The following is a 13,598-nucleotide window of genomic DNA, read 5'->3' as shown; positions in this document are numbered from 1 at the left end:
GGGGATTTTCGGTTGGGTACTGGGGTAATGCCGCGCCATGGCGCCAAGCCTGCCGATGGGCAGGGCCTCGGTACGCGGTAGGCTGCTCCAGGCCAACGACATGCGCCGGTCTTGGGGCTTGAAGTCCTCGACCCAGGTTTTCAGGGCGCTGACCGGGAGTACATGCGGCTGGGAGGAGGGCGCCTGGTTACCTGCGACCAGTTCGGTCATGTCCAGCTGGCGCAGGTGCCGCTGGCGCAGCGCGACGGAGGCGGTGATGCGGGCGGTCATGGCGTTGGTCCACAGGTGCGGGCTGTAGCCGATCCAGACCTCCTTGGCGGTGTCCGCGCAGGTGTCGGCCCATACCCAGCCCATCGACGGGCCGGACAGGTAGCGGTCGCGCCGTTGGTAGCCCTCCAGCCCTCGGTAGCGCAGCTCCTTGTAACGACCCTCGCCGTCATACTCGTGGATGACCAGCTTCTCGCCGTGGGTGCCTTTCATGAACACGTACACATAACCCGGGCGCAGTGCACGCAAGGTGTAGGAGGACTGCTGCAGGGGGGCAAAGCCTTGTTCCAGTTCGAAGCCCGAATCGGCATAGCGGCACACCGGGGCATCGCCCAGGCGCGGCACGATGGCGTAGCGGACCGGCAGGATGGGCACGCGCGCGCTGCAAGCGGGGATTGAGGTGGCGCGGCTCACGGAGGCGTCAGTCATGGGGCTACTCCTTGCTGTCGATCAGTGCTTGCAACTCACGGAGCCTGCCTTGTGGTGACTCGTCGAGATTGGTGTAGAGGCTGGCGGCCTCGTCATTGCTCATCAGCCACATGTGCCCCCCCACAAGGCGAATGAATTGCCCTGCAACTTTTTCGTCCTGGAAATTGAGTTTTTTCAGTTGCGGTATGAGTGCCTCGATCCATTGGCGAATATCCGGCAAGGCTCGCTCGGCATGCTGGGGCATGACCAACAGCTCATGGGCGAGGCTGAGCACAAAGTGCTCGTGCATGCCGGCTTGCAGCCGGCCAAGTTCATCCTGTCGCAAAGCCAATGCCGGGGCGGACCTGGGGCGAATCGCGGCCGGGTTGCGTTCGAGTTGCTGCCACGCATGGGCGGGCCCCCAGTTGACTCGCCATGTCAGGCGTGACACCGGCCCAAGCCAGGTTGTGCAATTGTCCTCAGCAAGCGCGTTCAGCCACGCGCCGAGATGGTCAGGCTTGATCTGGTGAGTAGCTGGTTGCTGGTCCTCAAGTGAGACCTGGACAAGGCTGGCGAAGTGCTCGCAAAGCGCCGTCAGGCTGGCAGTGCTATCCAGCGCGATGACTGCGCCGATGGGCGCCCAGTGCGTAACGGCATGGCGCAGCAGCTCCGGGACTTGGGCAATGTCCACCAGCAATGGCCCGAACTCATGCTCGTCATCCATGACTGTGTGTTGCCATACCCAGGCATGTTCAACACTGCGGGTCACTTCATCGATCAGCTCAAGCACTGATGGGGCATAGGCGGGTATCGGTTGACCTTCCTGGGGCATCGGTCGGAGGCCCCAGTGTTCAATTTCGCGCGCCATCAATAGTACAAAGCGGTTGTCGTAGAGCACGCTGGGCGGCTTGTCGCAGGTCCCTGGTCGCGAACGTTCCATTGTCATACCCCACGGCCTCCCAAGCAGCGGCAATCGGCCAAGGCGCAGCTGCCATCGGGGCGGCGTCCGCACAGACGGTCCAGTGGTTCGCCGCTGATCGGCGCGCTGTTGAGGGAGAAGGGGTTGTCGGCCCCGCCTGCTGACTTGAGTAGGTCGCCATTGATGCGTATGGTCGGGCTGTCCAGAGTGATGCCGGTTTCATCTATGCGGATGAAACCGCCAGGGCCCTGGATCACCAGCGTGTCTGCGGCACGAAGTTCGTAGCGGCGGGTGCGCCTGCGGATTTCCATGCGGGCTTCCAGTGCTGCATGGCCTTCGACCTGCTGCTCCAGGTTGCCGCCAATCTTTATGGAATGGTTGGCGGTTATCTGATCCTGGCGATGGTTGCCAATCGTTTCTACGCGGTCCTTGGAGATGTTGAGTGTGTGGTTACGCCCCACATTGACGAAGGCGTCCTGGCCGATGCTGACGCGTTCATCGTTGCCTACCGTTTCGATGCGGTCGTGGCCGATGCTGATCGTCTCGTCATGTTCGACTTGTTCACTGCGGTCATTGCCGACTTGCGTGGTCTCATCGTGCTTGACCACGTTGTTCTGGTCCCGCTCGGCATGGATGAACACCTCCTGCCGCCCCAGCTCATCCTCGAAACGCAGTTCATTGAAACCATCGCCCTTGTGGGTCTGGCTCTTGAGGGTCATGCGCGTCTTGTGCTCGGGCAGGTCGTAGGGCGGCAGCTGGTTGCCGCAGTAGGTGCGGCCGGTGATCATCGGCTGGTCCGGGTCGGCGTTGACGTACTGGATGATCACGTCCTGGCCGATGCGCGGGATGGCCATCGCGCCCCAGCTGCCGCCGGCCCAGCCTTGCGACACGCGTACCCAGCAGGAGCTGAACTCGTTGTTGTTGCTTTCGCGGTCCCACGGGAAGCTGACTTTTACCCGGCCCCACTGATCGCAGTAGATCTCTTCGTTGGGCGGGCCGACCACGGTGGCCATGTGCGGGCCATCGACGCGCGGTTTGGCCAGGGGCGCGGGGCGCCACTCGGTGCGGCCGGGGATCAGCACGGCGCTTTGCGTGTATTGGGTACCGCGCTCGGCCCCGGCGGCGTCTTCCTGCAGGCTGGTGAACTGGGTGCCGGTGTGCGTCACGTTCCTCACTCGCCAGTGGGCGTTGAGGCTGTCACGCGGGTGGCCGATCAGGTTGAAGCCCAGGCCCGGTTGCAGGCGCATGTCATCGCCTTCGACTTCGGCCAGGCGCGCGTCGTGGCGCAGGGCGGCGAGGCGGTGCTGGGTGAACGGTTTGCCGACGGCATCGCGCTTGTAGCGGCCGGGGTAGTCGAAGCGTTCGTATTCGGTGGCGTTCTCGGGCACGTCGTAGGTGACGGCGGCATGCTCCTGGCGATAGGCCGGGTTGGTGAAGGTGTACTCGCGTTGTACCTGGCGCGTGCTGCGCACCTGCTCGCGGTAGTGCACGCGGCGCAGGCAGGGTTGGGCTTGGTCGCCGCCGCTGTTGGCGTGGTAGAGGACGGCGATGGGGCCGTCCGATTGTTCTTCGTGGAAGCCTTCGTCCTCGTGCTTGATCACCGCGTAGTTGATCAGCCCCAGCGCCACCACGCGGTCACTGAACAGCAGCTTGTGCTGCGTGTCGCTGTGCTCGAAGCGGTAGACGAAGCCTTCTTCGGCGGCCAGGCGGGCGATGAAGTCGAGGTCGGTTTCACCGGCCTGCACGCAGAACTCGCGTACCTGATGGTCGGCGTAGGTGAAGAATTCGTAGCGGGTGATGCCCTGGCGCTTGAGCATCAGCTCGATGATCTGCGGGACGCTTTTATGCTGGAAGATGCGCCAGTTGGAGCGCAGGCCGGCGCGGGCCAGCTGCGGCTCGACCACCGCGCGGTAGCGGGTACGGCGCAAACCGCTGTCGCCCTGGCTGAAGCTGCTGACCAGGCCGTGCACGTAGCGCACCGGGCGCTGGTTGCGCAGCAGGGTGAACAGCACGGGTTTGTCGAGCAGGTGGCCGAAGTCGACATCGTCGGCGTGGCTGACCAGTTCCACGGTCAGGGTGAACGGCGTGCTCAGGCCTTCTTCGAGGGTGAACGACACCACGTCGAAATCGGCGTTGCCGACCAGGGGCTGGAAGCGGTAATGCAGATCGGATTGGCTAGGCATGGGTGTTCCTGTCCGCCGTCTGAGAATGCGGGAAGACCGGGCAGGAAGCCCTGCCCGGCAACAATGTGGTCAGGTCAAGCTGCGGACGCCGCTAAAGGTTTACGCCAGTCATCTGAGCCTGCGGTGCTCGCCGTGATGTGTTCCCATTCGATGCCACGGTAGGCCATCGACACTTTGACGAGCTGGGTGAAGTTCTCGTTGTTCTTGTCCTGGACATGAGGCATGACAAGGTTGATATCCACGATGACGGCGTCCACCAGTGTGGTCGTGAAGAAGCGTTCTTGTTTGCCTTCGATCGAAGTGCGATACCAGTTGATTGCAACTTTTGGCAGCATCTCGCCACTGGACAGGGCGCCATACATCAGCGGCACGGCTTTGTTGAGCGAGCAGGTGAACACCAGTGGCTTGTGCACGCGTTGCCCTGTGGGTTGGCCGCTTTGAGGGTCAGTGGGAACAGTGATGCGGTGCTCTATTTCTTGCACCATCACTTCGTCTTCGTGACCTTCGACAAAGATGTTGCCTACCGAGTCGGCGGTAAATGCACCAGCGGTGATGTTGCCTTGGGTTGTTCCTTCGATGGTGATGTAAGCGGGTGTTGGCATGGCAGATTTCTCCTGCGTCCATGTGGGTGAAACACGCACGCCAGAGGCGGCGCGGCCATCGGGGACGATGGACTTCAAGCGAGGCAGGGGCCCCGCCAATTCGTCAAATGCGGTTGTGTGTCAGTGGGGGGCCAGCTACTGCTGCAGGATGTGATTGAGCGACTCCAGCACTTCTGTGGTGATCAGGTGCAAGCGGTAGCGGTAGTAGCCGTAAAGCCCCACCATGCCTACGGCTGATATCGCCAGGGGTGTCCACCAGGGCCATTGCCTGCGCATGCGGAAGTTGCGCGGGGCGACATTGCTCAGCGGGTCGCAGAGGTGCTCCGGTACTGGGCCGCGCAACTCACGGATGATCCCGTAAAGCTTGACGATCAATGCCTGTAGGGTTTCGTCGCCTTTTGGCTCAATGCCATATTTGCCCTTCAGGCCAAGGCACAGGCAGTAGTACATGAACTCCAGAACGTCCCTGTAGCGCTTGGGCTCCTGCATCATTCGCGACAGAACGGTGAAGATTTTTTCTCCGCCCCACGTTTCATGGTGGAACTCGCTGAGCAACGGGCGCTGGCTCCAGCAGGAGTTCTTGCCCCAGGGCCTGCTCATCACCGCCTCATCGAGATACAGGCACAGGCCGTAGGAATAGGCCAGCAGGTGCGCAGGCTCATAAGCGTGCTGTTCCATCTCCTGCACAATCGCAGTGACCTGGTTATGCACTTGCTTGTGCACGTCGACGATATTGGGCAGTGAGTCGAGCTTTCGCAGGCGCATTACCATGCCGAACAGGGGCATCGCCGCATCGACCATTGGATTTTTGAAACCGCCGCGCAACTGGAACTGCGGGTCGGCGGGATACCCTTCGAACATGGGTTCGGCTATGGGGTCGTCTGCGCCTGATGTGGCATGTGTATCGCTGGTTTTGGGCATTCGAAGTTGCCCAGGCAGCTCGGTACTGCTCGCATTTGCACGGTGATTGGCAGGGTTTTGCGCATTGTCCATTTCATTCACTCCTGATGGCCCAGAATTGCAGCTCCAGGCCTGTGAAATCGCCGGCCACATGTAAGCCAAAGCCGTTGCTGTCTTTCATGGCCTGCCAGGCGGGATCGCGCCGGTCCAGCTCGAAGTAGCTGAAACCTGCATGGAAGGGCAGTTCACGCGGTGCTACCGGCAAAGGCAGTAGCGGAATGCCGGGTAGTTGCAGGGGCACCAGGTCATCGAGCGCTTCAAGCGACGTCACTTTGGCTTTGTGCACGAACTGCTGGCGCAAGGTTTCCGGTGGCAGGCTGGCGCGCACGGCGAGGATGAAGTCCGCCTCATCGATGAGGCGGCGATCATCCAGTGTCGTGGTCATCACGCCATACTGTTGCCACTTCAGCGGCAGGGAGATGGCGCGAGGTTGCAGGACGGTGCTCAGCGTGCGGCGCAGCGTTGCTTCCAAGGGCCTGAAAGAGCTGTGCAGGGACGTGTGCAGATAAGCCGGATACTCTTCCGGCAGCCTGTTTTCATCGGTGAACGTCACCAGTTCGCCGCAGGCCTGGCTCATGGCGAGATAGAGCTGCTCCGGATGTGACTGAGGCTGCCTCGCCAGGTGTTGAAAGCACGGCCACCAGCGGTTCATGGCTTGCAGCAGATTGAAGTCGCGAATATCAGCGACGCCGGATTGGCTCGATGAGCCTATGCGTGCAGCCAGGTTGCGCGCGCGTTCGCGTAAGGTGTGAGTGATCTCGTCGAGAAAGCGCTTGAGCGCTGGCACGGCGCGCACGGAAACACACGTGGGGTAGAATGTTTCGTCGAGTTGCAGGCTGCCGTCAGGGCGGCGTTCGAGTATCCGGGCCAGGGCCAGACGCGTGTAGGCACTGCTGTCTTGAGCCTGGCGTTTGAGTTGCAGGTTGGGGACAGCCAGATCGACTTGCACCAGATCGCCGTCAGCGGTGTGGGTATCTTTGATTTCCTGCGCCTGGGCGATGTAGCGAAAATTGGCAGGATTGTCCGGCCAGCTGACTTCCCTGCCACCTTCGCTGCGCAGCGGCAGGCACAGGTACACCTCGCTGTTCTGGGCCGCGCTGTCGTCGATTTCCAGGGGAGGCGGTGGCGGAAGGTCACCGGGAATATCGAACACCGTGCCATCCGGCATGATCCCCCGTGCCCGGGTAATGGCGACCTTGCCAAGGCTAAGGTACTCATCGTTGAGTTGTAACTCGCTGAAACCGAAGAAGTCAGAATGGATACTACTCAGGCGCTGCTGGAAAGCCGCCTCGCTGGCCCGCACCGATTGCTGGAAATGCTGCGGCTTGACGAACAGGCCCTCGGGCCAGAGGACTGGATTACGTGAACTCATGGATACTCCGGGAGGCTAGAGTCGGTAGGGAGGCATTCGGGTAACATCAGCTTTCCTCCTTGAGCACGAGGTGCGTGTCATTGATCAGCACCGAGAGCACGATCTGCCGGCCACGCGGCTCCACGCGCAGCACTTGCTGCCACGTGGCGTTATGCGGGTCACGGTAGTTGGCGATCACAGCGATGAAACGGGTGTCGGCATGGATTGGCTCGAAACGTATGAACTTGAATTGGCCCGGGGCCAGCAGGTAATCGTCGTCGCGGATGAAGGTGCTGCGCAGCGCCTTGGCTGGGTCCTGGTCCAGCAGTTGATGAACGCTGTTGCGCAGCAGCGAGTCGTCACGCAGTTGCAGGATCTTGATGGCGATGGGAGTAGCGATCTGCTCAGCCGCTCGGGGTCTGGAGGTTGGCAAGTCGAGCACCACTGTCGGGTCGCCGTAGCTGCCGGGGGTGCCTTCCTCCAGAGGAGAGCGGGCCAAGGCCGGTTCTTCGTCTTCGGTCTCCGAGAGGCGAGACATGGCCGGGAACTGTTCTCGCAGGTAATCGAGCAAGGTTCCAACCTTCTCGGTCAGGGCATAGGGATCGCCGGCACTGAGCGTTACCGCATAGGGACTGGGCTCCAGTTCACCTTCATGTTCACTCGGTAGTTCGAGGCTATTGGGGTTACCGTTGAGCGTCGGGCTGGCGTTCAGGCTGTAGGCGACTTCGGTTGGCTGGTCACTCAAGGCGCCCACGGGAATGGAGGGGTCCATGATCACCTGGCCAACTTTGCTCAAAGTCGTACAGCCTGAAACGCCTGCGAGGGCGAGGATCAAGGGGGCAGATATCTGTGCAAGCCGCTTCATGACGGCTCTCCGGTGATGAGCCGCTGCACGCTGTTCTGTCGTGAAGGTTTTGTAGAATGCGTTGCCTCCAGCGCGGCCAGAGGGTCGCGTCCGATTTCCAGCCTGAAGGTGTCACAGATATCGACGCGGGGCGGCTGCAATGCCTTGTCCTCGCCACGCGCGGTGATGATTGCGGTATCGCCCAGCCAGGCGTCGAGTTTCCGGTGCTCAGGTCTGAGCAGGACCTCCAGTGAGGCGCTAGTGGCCGGACTCTGAGGGTAATGAACCTGTAACCGAAAAGCGCCGATACGCAGTTGATCACCTTCGCGCAGGCGTACGGGTGGTTGCTGCCCAAGACTCAGCAGGCTGCCATTGAGGAAGGTCTGGTTGCTGCAATCGATGGCGCAGAAACTGCCCTCGATCCAGCGAATCTCGCAGTGGATCGGCCTGACACCCTGAGCGCGGTCGGCAATCAGCCAGTCTGCGCCCTGACTGCCGATGGTGCCGCCACGGCGGTCGAACTGATGGCGAGTCGTTACACCCTGCTGCAGCTGTTCGAGATTACCAATGCTCAGGGTTAAGCTCTTCATGAGCGCCCCCTGATGCGTACCACAGGAGAGAAGACGCCATGCTGGTCATCGACGAAACTGGTCCAGCCCAAGTGCGCGCCTTCGCTACGGTGCAGGCAGAAGGGCGATAACGCGTTCTGCTTCAGGCCAAGTTCCAGGTCGTAGGCCAAGCCATCGCGCAGCAGGAAGTCGATCAGCGCGCGCAATCGGCCAAAGTTGACGCCGTTGGGCAGCAGCGCTCGCAGCTGGGCCTGGTCGAGGGCATTGATGACGATGGTGAACTTGCTGCTGCGGGTCCGTGTGCGGGTGCCGACTATGAACGTACTGCCCAGGCAGCCGTTGCCAAGACCCAGGCTCACGGTCTGGCTGGCGGCCATGGGCACCGACCGCGCCTCGAATTCGCGGATCTGCACGTGTGTGAGATCGAAGCAGTGGGCAATGATCCCGGCCACTGTCCCAGGCGCACGGCTGCGGCTGGCAATCACCCCGGAAAAGCTCAACAAGCGGCTCCAGGGCAACGCCGTATTACCCCGCAGCTGGGCATTGTCGAGACCGATCAGGGCGAACACATACTGCGAGAACTGGTCGCTGGCGCCGGCCTGGAAGCGTATGAAATAGCGGTACTTTCGCCAGATTCGGTGCAGCAGGCTGAGCAGGTAATGGTTGAAGAAATCGAAAAAGGCCGGGCGTACACCGATCCCTTGCGCATGCTCGTAGGCGAGCTGTTCCTGATAATAAGTGGGCAGCGGTGAATCCGTGCCGTGCAGCCCCAGGAACGTAGTGCAAACCTGATATCGGTCATCTTGGCCGGGCAGTCGCGTGGCTTTCAGAACATCCGATACCGGAAACGCCAGCCGCGGATCGCTGGCGAGCCGTACCCGCAGCCTGGTGGCAGGGGCTGGCCAGCGTGGTTCGAGGTTGTCACCGTGCAAGCCATGCAGCCTTTCCAGCAACTGAAAAAAATGGTGCTGGTGTGCTTCGGCGAGCAGCGTATCGGCTAGATCAACGGCTGTCTGCCGGTCAGCAATGGCCATGTGTAGTGCTCGTTGTTGGTGGTGTTGATCACTTCCAGTTGATGGAAGGAGTTGATGCTGGCGTACAGGGCGAAGAAGTGAGAGAGCACGCAACTGAACAGGTACAGATCGCCCTCACAGAGAAAGGCGCCCTGGTCGAGTTTCAATCGAGTGCGCAGACCGCGGATGGGCAGGCCCTTGATCAGCCAGTCCAGCGGCTCGCTGTGCGCCTCGCGGATGCCGTTAAGGCGTTTGCGCGTGGAGCGGGCTTGCTGGATGTCGTGCAAGGCTGCGAAGTCGTAGGCACCGATGACGGCCTTGAGTGGCTCTGTCGACAACAGCGACAGGTAGTTGAGTGACAGGTTGGAAATCAATGCCCACTGCAATTGCCCATCCAGCACAGGGCGGCAAGGGCGGGTAGGGCGGCAGATGTTGCGGTAGTCTGCCAGTGGCGGAGTGAGCTCTGTGATCAGGCTGATATCACCAATCCCCAGGCTCAGCGGCAGGTCCCTGTTGCTGCAGGTCAGCTCGATAGAGGCTGTCTCGAGCGCACCGATATAAGCGCTTTCGTCGGCGCGGACGAAGCCTATGCGATGAATGACGCCATCTCCGCGCAGTGACTGTTCAATCTGGCAGCGGTAGTACAGCGCTGTCCGGCCCTGCACATGCTCAATCTCATGGGCGAATGACTCGAATGAACGGAAGGCCCTCAGCGGTTCGCCGGGGATACCGTCTTCTGTCGTTCGGGTACTGATCACATGATCGACACTGAATATCTCGTAAGCATGGGGATGCCGGCCGCTAGGCTTCAATGGCACATGGCTGGTGCGTCCAGACAAGTCGATGGGCTCGGCATCATGTTTGAACAGATTGATTGCGGGCGTGCAGAACAAGCTGAAATCGCCCTTGCCGATGCGTATGGTCTTGGGTAGGTGGCGGCTGAAGTGAAACTCGATATGCACCTGTTGGCTGACCTGGGAGGGCCAGAGCCTGTCCAGGCCCGTCAGGCTGACAAAATGAAAGCGCTGGGGGAAAATGAAGTATTCCTGCAGGATTCGATAGCCGTCGAAGACATTCTGCGGGTAGGGCAGCAAGGCCTCGTCCGGGCTGAAACCGGGGAATTTCATGCAGCTGGCGGGTAAACGGCGCACGTCGCCGTTGATCGTCACGTCGATATGCTTGAGGTATTGCGACAGCCACAGATAGAGGGTTTGCGCGCAGCGGTCTTCTCCACTTAGATGTAAGTCCAGACGTTCGCACCCCAGCGAGCTCAAAGGGCGCTCAACCAGCAAATCGAGGTCGATGCGGATTATTGAATTGTCGAGGGTCTGGGTGGCATCGACATTAGCGATAGCGAGCGGGTGCAGTTTCACTTCGGTGCAGGTACGGAACTCGCAGGCGATACCGTCCTTCGGCTGGGAGAACAGGCGCGCCCCCTTTGCCACGCTGTGCGTGTGGCTGAGGGACTGCTTCTGAGGTGTGAACTGGATGATCGTGGCGCTGGGCAATGGCCGCAGATAGTTGGGCCAGAGCATTTGCAACATGGCATGGGTGAGTTCCGGCAGGTCATCTTCCAGCTTGAGGCGCAGCTTGGCCGTGAGAAAGGCAAAGCCTTCGAGCAGGCGCTCGACATCCGGGTCGCTGCTCGTGCTGCCGAGAAACCTCGCAAGCTGCGGATTGTCCTGAGCGAAATCGGCACCCAATTCGCGCAAATAGCGTAGCTCTTCGCTGAAACGATCTTTCAACGACATGGGTTACCTCACTCGGGTGTAGCGGTTGTTGCCGTTTACCAGCAGCTCGATCTGCAACTGTTCCGCGTGGTTGTTCACCAGTACCTGGCAATCCAGCCGAAAATGCAGTTGCAGTGGGGCACCTGCGTCCGGCACGGCTTTCAATGCCCGTACCTGGATGCGTGGTTCGAAACACTCGATGGTGTTGCGGATATCGGCGCTCACCATCTGGAGCAGATCACCGCTGCTCAAGTCATAGCCATTGAGGTCACGCAAGCCCAGTTGGGGGCTGCTCTGCGAGCAGCCCCGACGGCTGTTGAGCAGCGTTTCGAGATGGCGCTTGATCACCTCGAACGTATGCCCGGCCTGCTCGTTCCGACGTTGCTCGGGGCGGCACGGTACTTGTGCCGTGAGCCGGTCGAAAAGGCCACTCATTGCTGGTCTAACCGGCCAACCAGTGAGATCTCGAAGTTCGCGCCCATGTACTTGAAGTGCGGGCGCACAGCGAGTGAAACCTGATACCAGCCCGGATCGCCGGCAACGTCGGAGACTTCGATCCTGGCCGCTCTTAGTGGGCGGCGGCTTCGCACGTCGGCGGACGGGTTTTCCTGATCGGCAACGTACTGTTTGATCCACTTGTTCAATTCGGCCTGTAAGTCGTGTCGCTCTTTCCAACTGCCGATCTGCTCGCGCTGTAGCACTTTGATGTAGTGCGCCAGCCGGTTGACGATGAACAGGTAGGGCAACTGGGTGCCGAGCTTGTAGTTGGTCTGTGCCTGCAGACCTTCGGGGGTTTTCGGGAAGTGTTTGGGCTTCTGAACCGAATTGGCCGAGAAGAACGCGGCGTTGTCGCTGTCCTTGCGCATGGTCAGGGCGATGAAGCCTTCTTCGGCCAGCTCGAACTCCTTGCGGTCGGAGATCAGTACTTCGGTCGGTATCTTGGCCTGCAGCTGGCCCAGGGATTCATAGAGGTGAACGGGCAGGTCTTCCACCGCTCCGCCCGACTGCGGGCCAATGATGTTCGGGCACCAGCGGTAACGGGCAAAGCTGTCGTTGATACAACTGGCCATCAGGAAGGCGGCGTTGCCCCACAGGTAGTGCTGATGCTGGCCATCGATGTTTTCGTCATAGTTGAAACTGCTGACTGGCTGCTCCTGCTGATCATAAACGGGTCGTAGCATGAAACGTGGTGCGACCAATGCTGCGTGGCGCGAGTCTTCGCTGTCGCGGAAGGCCCGCCATTTGGCATGGCGTGGGCCCTCGAAAATGTCTTTGACCTCTTTCAGGTTGGGCAGGTCTTCAAAACTGTTCAGGTTGAAGAACTCGGGAGCCGGCGCGGTGATGAACGGGGCGTGTGACATGGCACCCACTGACGCGACATAGCTCAACAGTTTGATGTCGGGCGAAGCAGGGCCGAAGTTGTAATTGCCGACCATTGCCGCGACGGGTTCGCCGCCGAACTGGCCATAACCTGCGGTATAGACATGTTTGTAAAGTCCGCTGCTGGTGATGTCTGCGGCATTCTCGAAGTCGTCGAGCAAGTCTTCCTTGCTGACATGCAGGACTTCAAGTTTGATGTTCTCGCGAAAGTCTGTGCGGTCAACCAAGAGTTTTAGGCTGCGCCAAGCGGACTCGAGTTTCTGGAAGTCGGGCTGGTGGAGGATGGTGTCCATCTGTTTGCTGAGCACGCGATCCAGCTCGGCAATCATCTGGTCGACACGGTGCTTGTTGATCAGTTGCTCTTGCTCGTTGCTCTTCAATATCTCGGAAATAAAAGCGGCAACACCCTGCCTGGCAACTTGATACCCTTCGTGTGTTGGCACCAACATTGTTTCGGCCATGATGCGGTCGAGCAGTGCTGGGGTACCTGTGGGCTCGGTGGCGAGGTCGGCGGTGAGGGTCGTAATGTTCTGCGTTGGCATCGGGACGCTCCATTGTCTTGTTCGGCCTGCAAAAGGGCAGGCGGCTGGCTGATCCACGCTTCAGTCTGCTAACGGAGCCTCGAGCGCCAGGCCCAATTCCTGTGCAAGCTGCCTGCGTGCATGGGCATCGTTCAGCATCTGCTGCAGCTGCTTGCGAAAGGCTGGAGCGTTGCCCAGCGGGCCTTTCAAGGCCACGAGCGCTTCACGCAACTCAAGCAGTTTGCACAGCTCTGGAACCTGGCGGGCAATCTGGTCCGGGCCGAAATCGTTGATTGATGAGAACTGCAGGCTGACCGCCAACTCGCTCTCGAGCGCTTTGCTGAGCATGGACGGAACGGAAATCTGCAGGCTGACTTGTGCATCTTTCAGAACGCCGTTGAAGCTGTGCTTGTCGATTCGTAACAGCTGGCGGTCTTCTAGGTTACGACTGTCATCCAGACCGAAGTCGCCCATCACCAACATTTTATGCGGCAGCTCGATCTCGGCCTGTTCGTCACCTGTGGCAGGCACATACTTGATGTTGATACGTTCTTTAGGTGCAACAGAATTCGTGGTTTTTGACATTGGCGGTATGGCTCCATGTCTTGTTTGTAGGATATTTCTTGTATGTGGCTGTATTTGTAAGTTGCGTGTGTAGGATGGGTCCTACATATGGGTGGCTATTTTAAAGTTTGGGTATCGCTCGATCGATCTATATAAAACCTTGCATTGCAAAAGGCTTTAAAGTCGACTCTGAAACTGTAAGAAAATATTTATTTGTATACTTTCTTTCGCGTGTTTTAGTCTTGCGTGCAAATCCATTTGCTCACTTGCTTTGAGCTGTTTTACAT

The 13,598-nt window shown here is 59.9% G+C and carries 13 protein-coding genes; all 13 read right to left on the bottom strand.

Going from position 1 to position 13,598, the window contains the following annotated elements; translation table 11 throughout:
• On the bottom strand, nt 1-696 hold a 696-nt coding region (locus tag ACIPIJ_RS14510; RefSeq protein WP_401077535.1), incomplete at its 3' end, for a toxin VasX.
• Between the two features lie 4 nt (nt 697-700).
• Complete coding sequence (locus tag ACIPIJ_RS14505; protein ID WP_401077534.1) at nt 701-1,615, bottom strand: DUF4123 domain-containing protein; 915 nt, start codon at nt 1,613-1,615, stop codon at nt 701-703.
• Nucleotides 1,616-1,617: 2 nt separating this feature from the next.
• A complete protein-coding gene (locus tag ACIPIJ_RS14500; protein ID WP_401077533.1) occupies nt 1,618-3,777 on the bottom strand; it encodes a type VI secretion system Vgr family protein in 2,160 nt (719 codons plus the stop codon).
• 74 nt (nt 3,778-3,851) lie between these two features.
• On the bottom strand, nt 3,852-4,379 hold the full coding sequence (locus ACIPIJ_RS14495; RefSeq protein WP_401077532.1) for an Hcp family type VI secretion system effector: 528 nt from the start codon (nt 4,377-4,379) through the stop codon (nt 3,852-3,854).
• A 135-nt stretch (nt 4,380-4,514) separates the two neighbouring features.
• Nucleotides 4,515-5,300 carry a type IVB secretion system protein IcmH/DotU gene (gene icmH / locus ACIPIJ_RS14490; RefSeq protein WP_401077590.1) on the bottom strand — a complete coding sequence of 262 codons (786 nt, stop codon included), beginning with the start codon at nt 5,298-5,300 and terminating at the stop codon, nt 4,515-4,517.
• Nucleotides 5,301-5,373: 73 nt separating this feature from the next.
• Nucleotides 5,374-6,711 carry a type VI secretion system baseplate subunit TssK gene (gene tssK, locus ACIPIJ_RS14485; protein WP_401077530.1) on the bottom strand — a complete coding sequence of 446 codons (1,338 nt, stop codon included), beginning with the start codon at nt 6,709-6,711 and terminating at the stop codon, nt 5,374-5,376.
• A gap of 46 nt (nt 6,712-6,757) precedes the next feature.
• Nucleotides 6,758-7,555: a type VI secretion system lipoprotein TssJ gene (gene tssJ, locus ACIPIJ_RS14480; protein WP_401077528.1), complete on the bottom strand. Its 798-nt coding sequence runs from the start codon at nt 7,553-7,555 to the stop codon at nt 6,758-6,760.
• Complete coding sequence (locus ACIPIJ_RS14475) at nt 7,552-8,124, bottom strand: FHA domain-containing protein (protein ID WP_401077526.1); 573 nt, start codon at nt 8,122-8,124, stop codon at nt 7,552-7,554. Before ACIPIJ_RS14475 ends, tssJ begins: the two co-directional genes overlap by 4 nt.
• Entirely contained in the window at nt 8,121-9,137 is a 1,017-nt protein-coding gene (gene tssG, locus ACIPIJ_RS14470) for a type VI secretion system baseplate subunit TssG (RefSeq protein WP_401077524.1), read from the bottom strand. Before tssG ends, ACIPIJ_RS14475 begins: the two co-directional genes overlap by 4 nt.
• Nucleotides 9,101-10,867 (bottom strand): type VI secretion system baseplate subunit TssF, encoded by a 1,767-nt coding sequence (tssF, locus tag ACIPIJ_RS14465; RefSeq protein ID WP_401077522.1) that lies wholly within the window; start codon nt 10,865-10,867, stop codon nt 9,101-9,103. Before tssF ends, tssG begins: the two co-directional genes overlap by 37 nt.
• A 3-nt stretch (nt 10,868-10,870) precedes the next feature.
• Nucleotides 10,871-11,281 carry a type VI secretion system baseplate subunit TssE gene (gene tssE, locus ACIPIJ_RS14460; protein ID WP_401077520.1) on the bottom strand — a complete coding sequence of 137 codons (411 nt, stop codon included), beginning with the start codon at nt 11,279-11,281 and terminating at the stop codon, nt 10,871-10,873.
• Entirely contained in the window at nt 11,278-12,768 is a 1,491-nt protein-coding gene (gene tssC, locus ACIPIJ_RS14455) for a type VI secretion system contractile sheath large subunit (RefSeq protein ID WP_401077589.1), read from the bottom strand. Before tssC ends, tssE begins: the two co-directional genes overlap by 4 nt.
• A gap of 60 nt (nt 12,769-12,828) precedes the next feature.
• Nucleotides 12,829-13,332 carry a type VI secretion system contractile sheath small subunit gene (tssB, locus tag ACIPIJ_RS14450; protein ID WP_401077518.1) on the bottom strand — a complete coding sequence of 168 codons (504 nt, stop codon included), beginning with the start codon at nt 13,330-13,332 and terminating at the stop codon, nt 12,829-12,831.
• Nucleotides 13,333-13,598: the final 266 nt, after the last annotated feature.

Origin of the sequence: Pseudomonas sp. NPDC087185 (assembly GCF_044744955.1) — a bacterium.
GTDB lineage: Bacteria > Pseudomonadota > Gammaproteobacteria > Pseudomonadales > Pseudomonadaceae > Aquipseudomonas.
The sequence above is the reverse complement of the archived record's forward strand: the minus strand, read 5'-3'. Positions and strand labels throughout refer to the sequence as shown.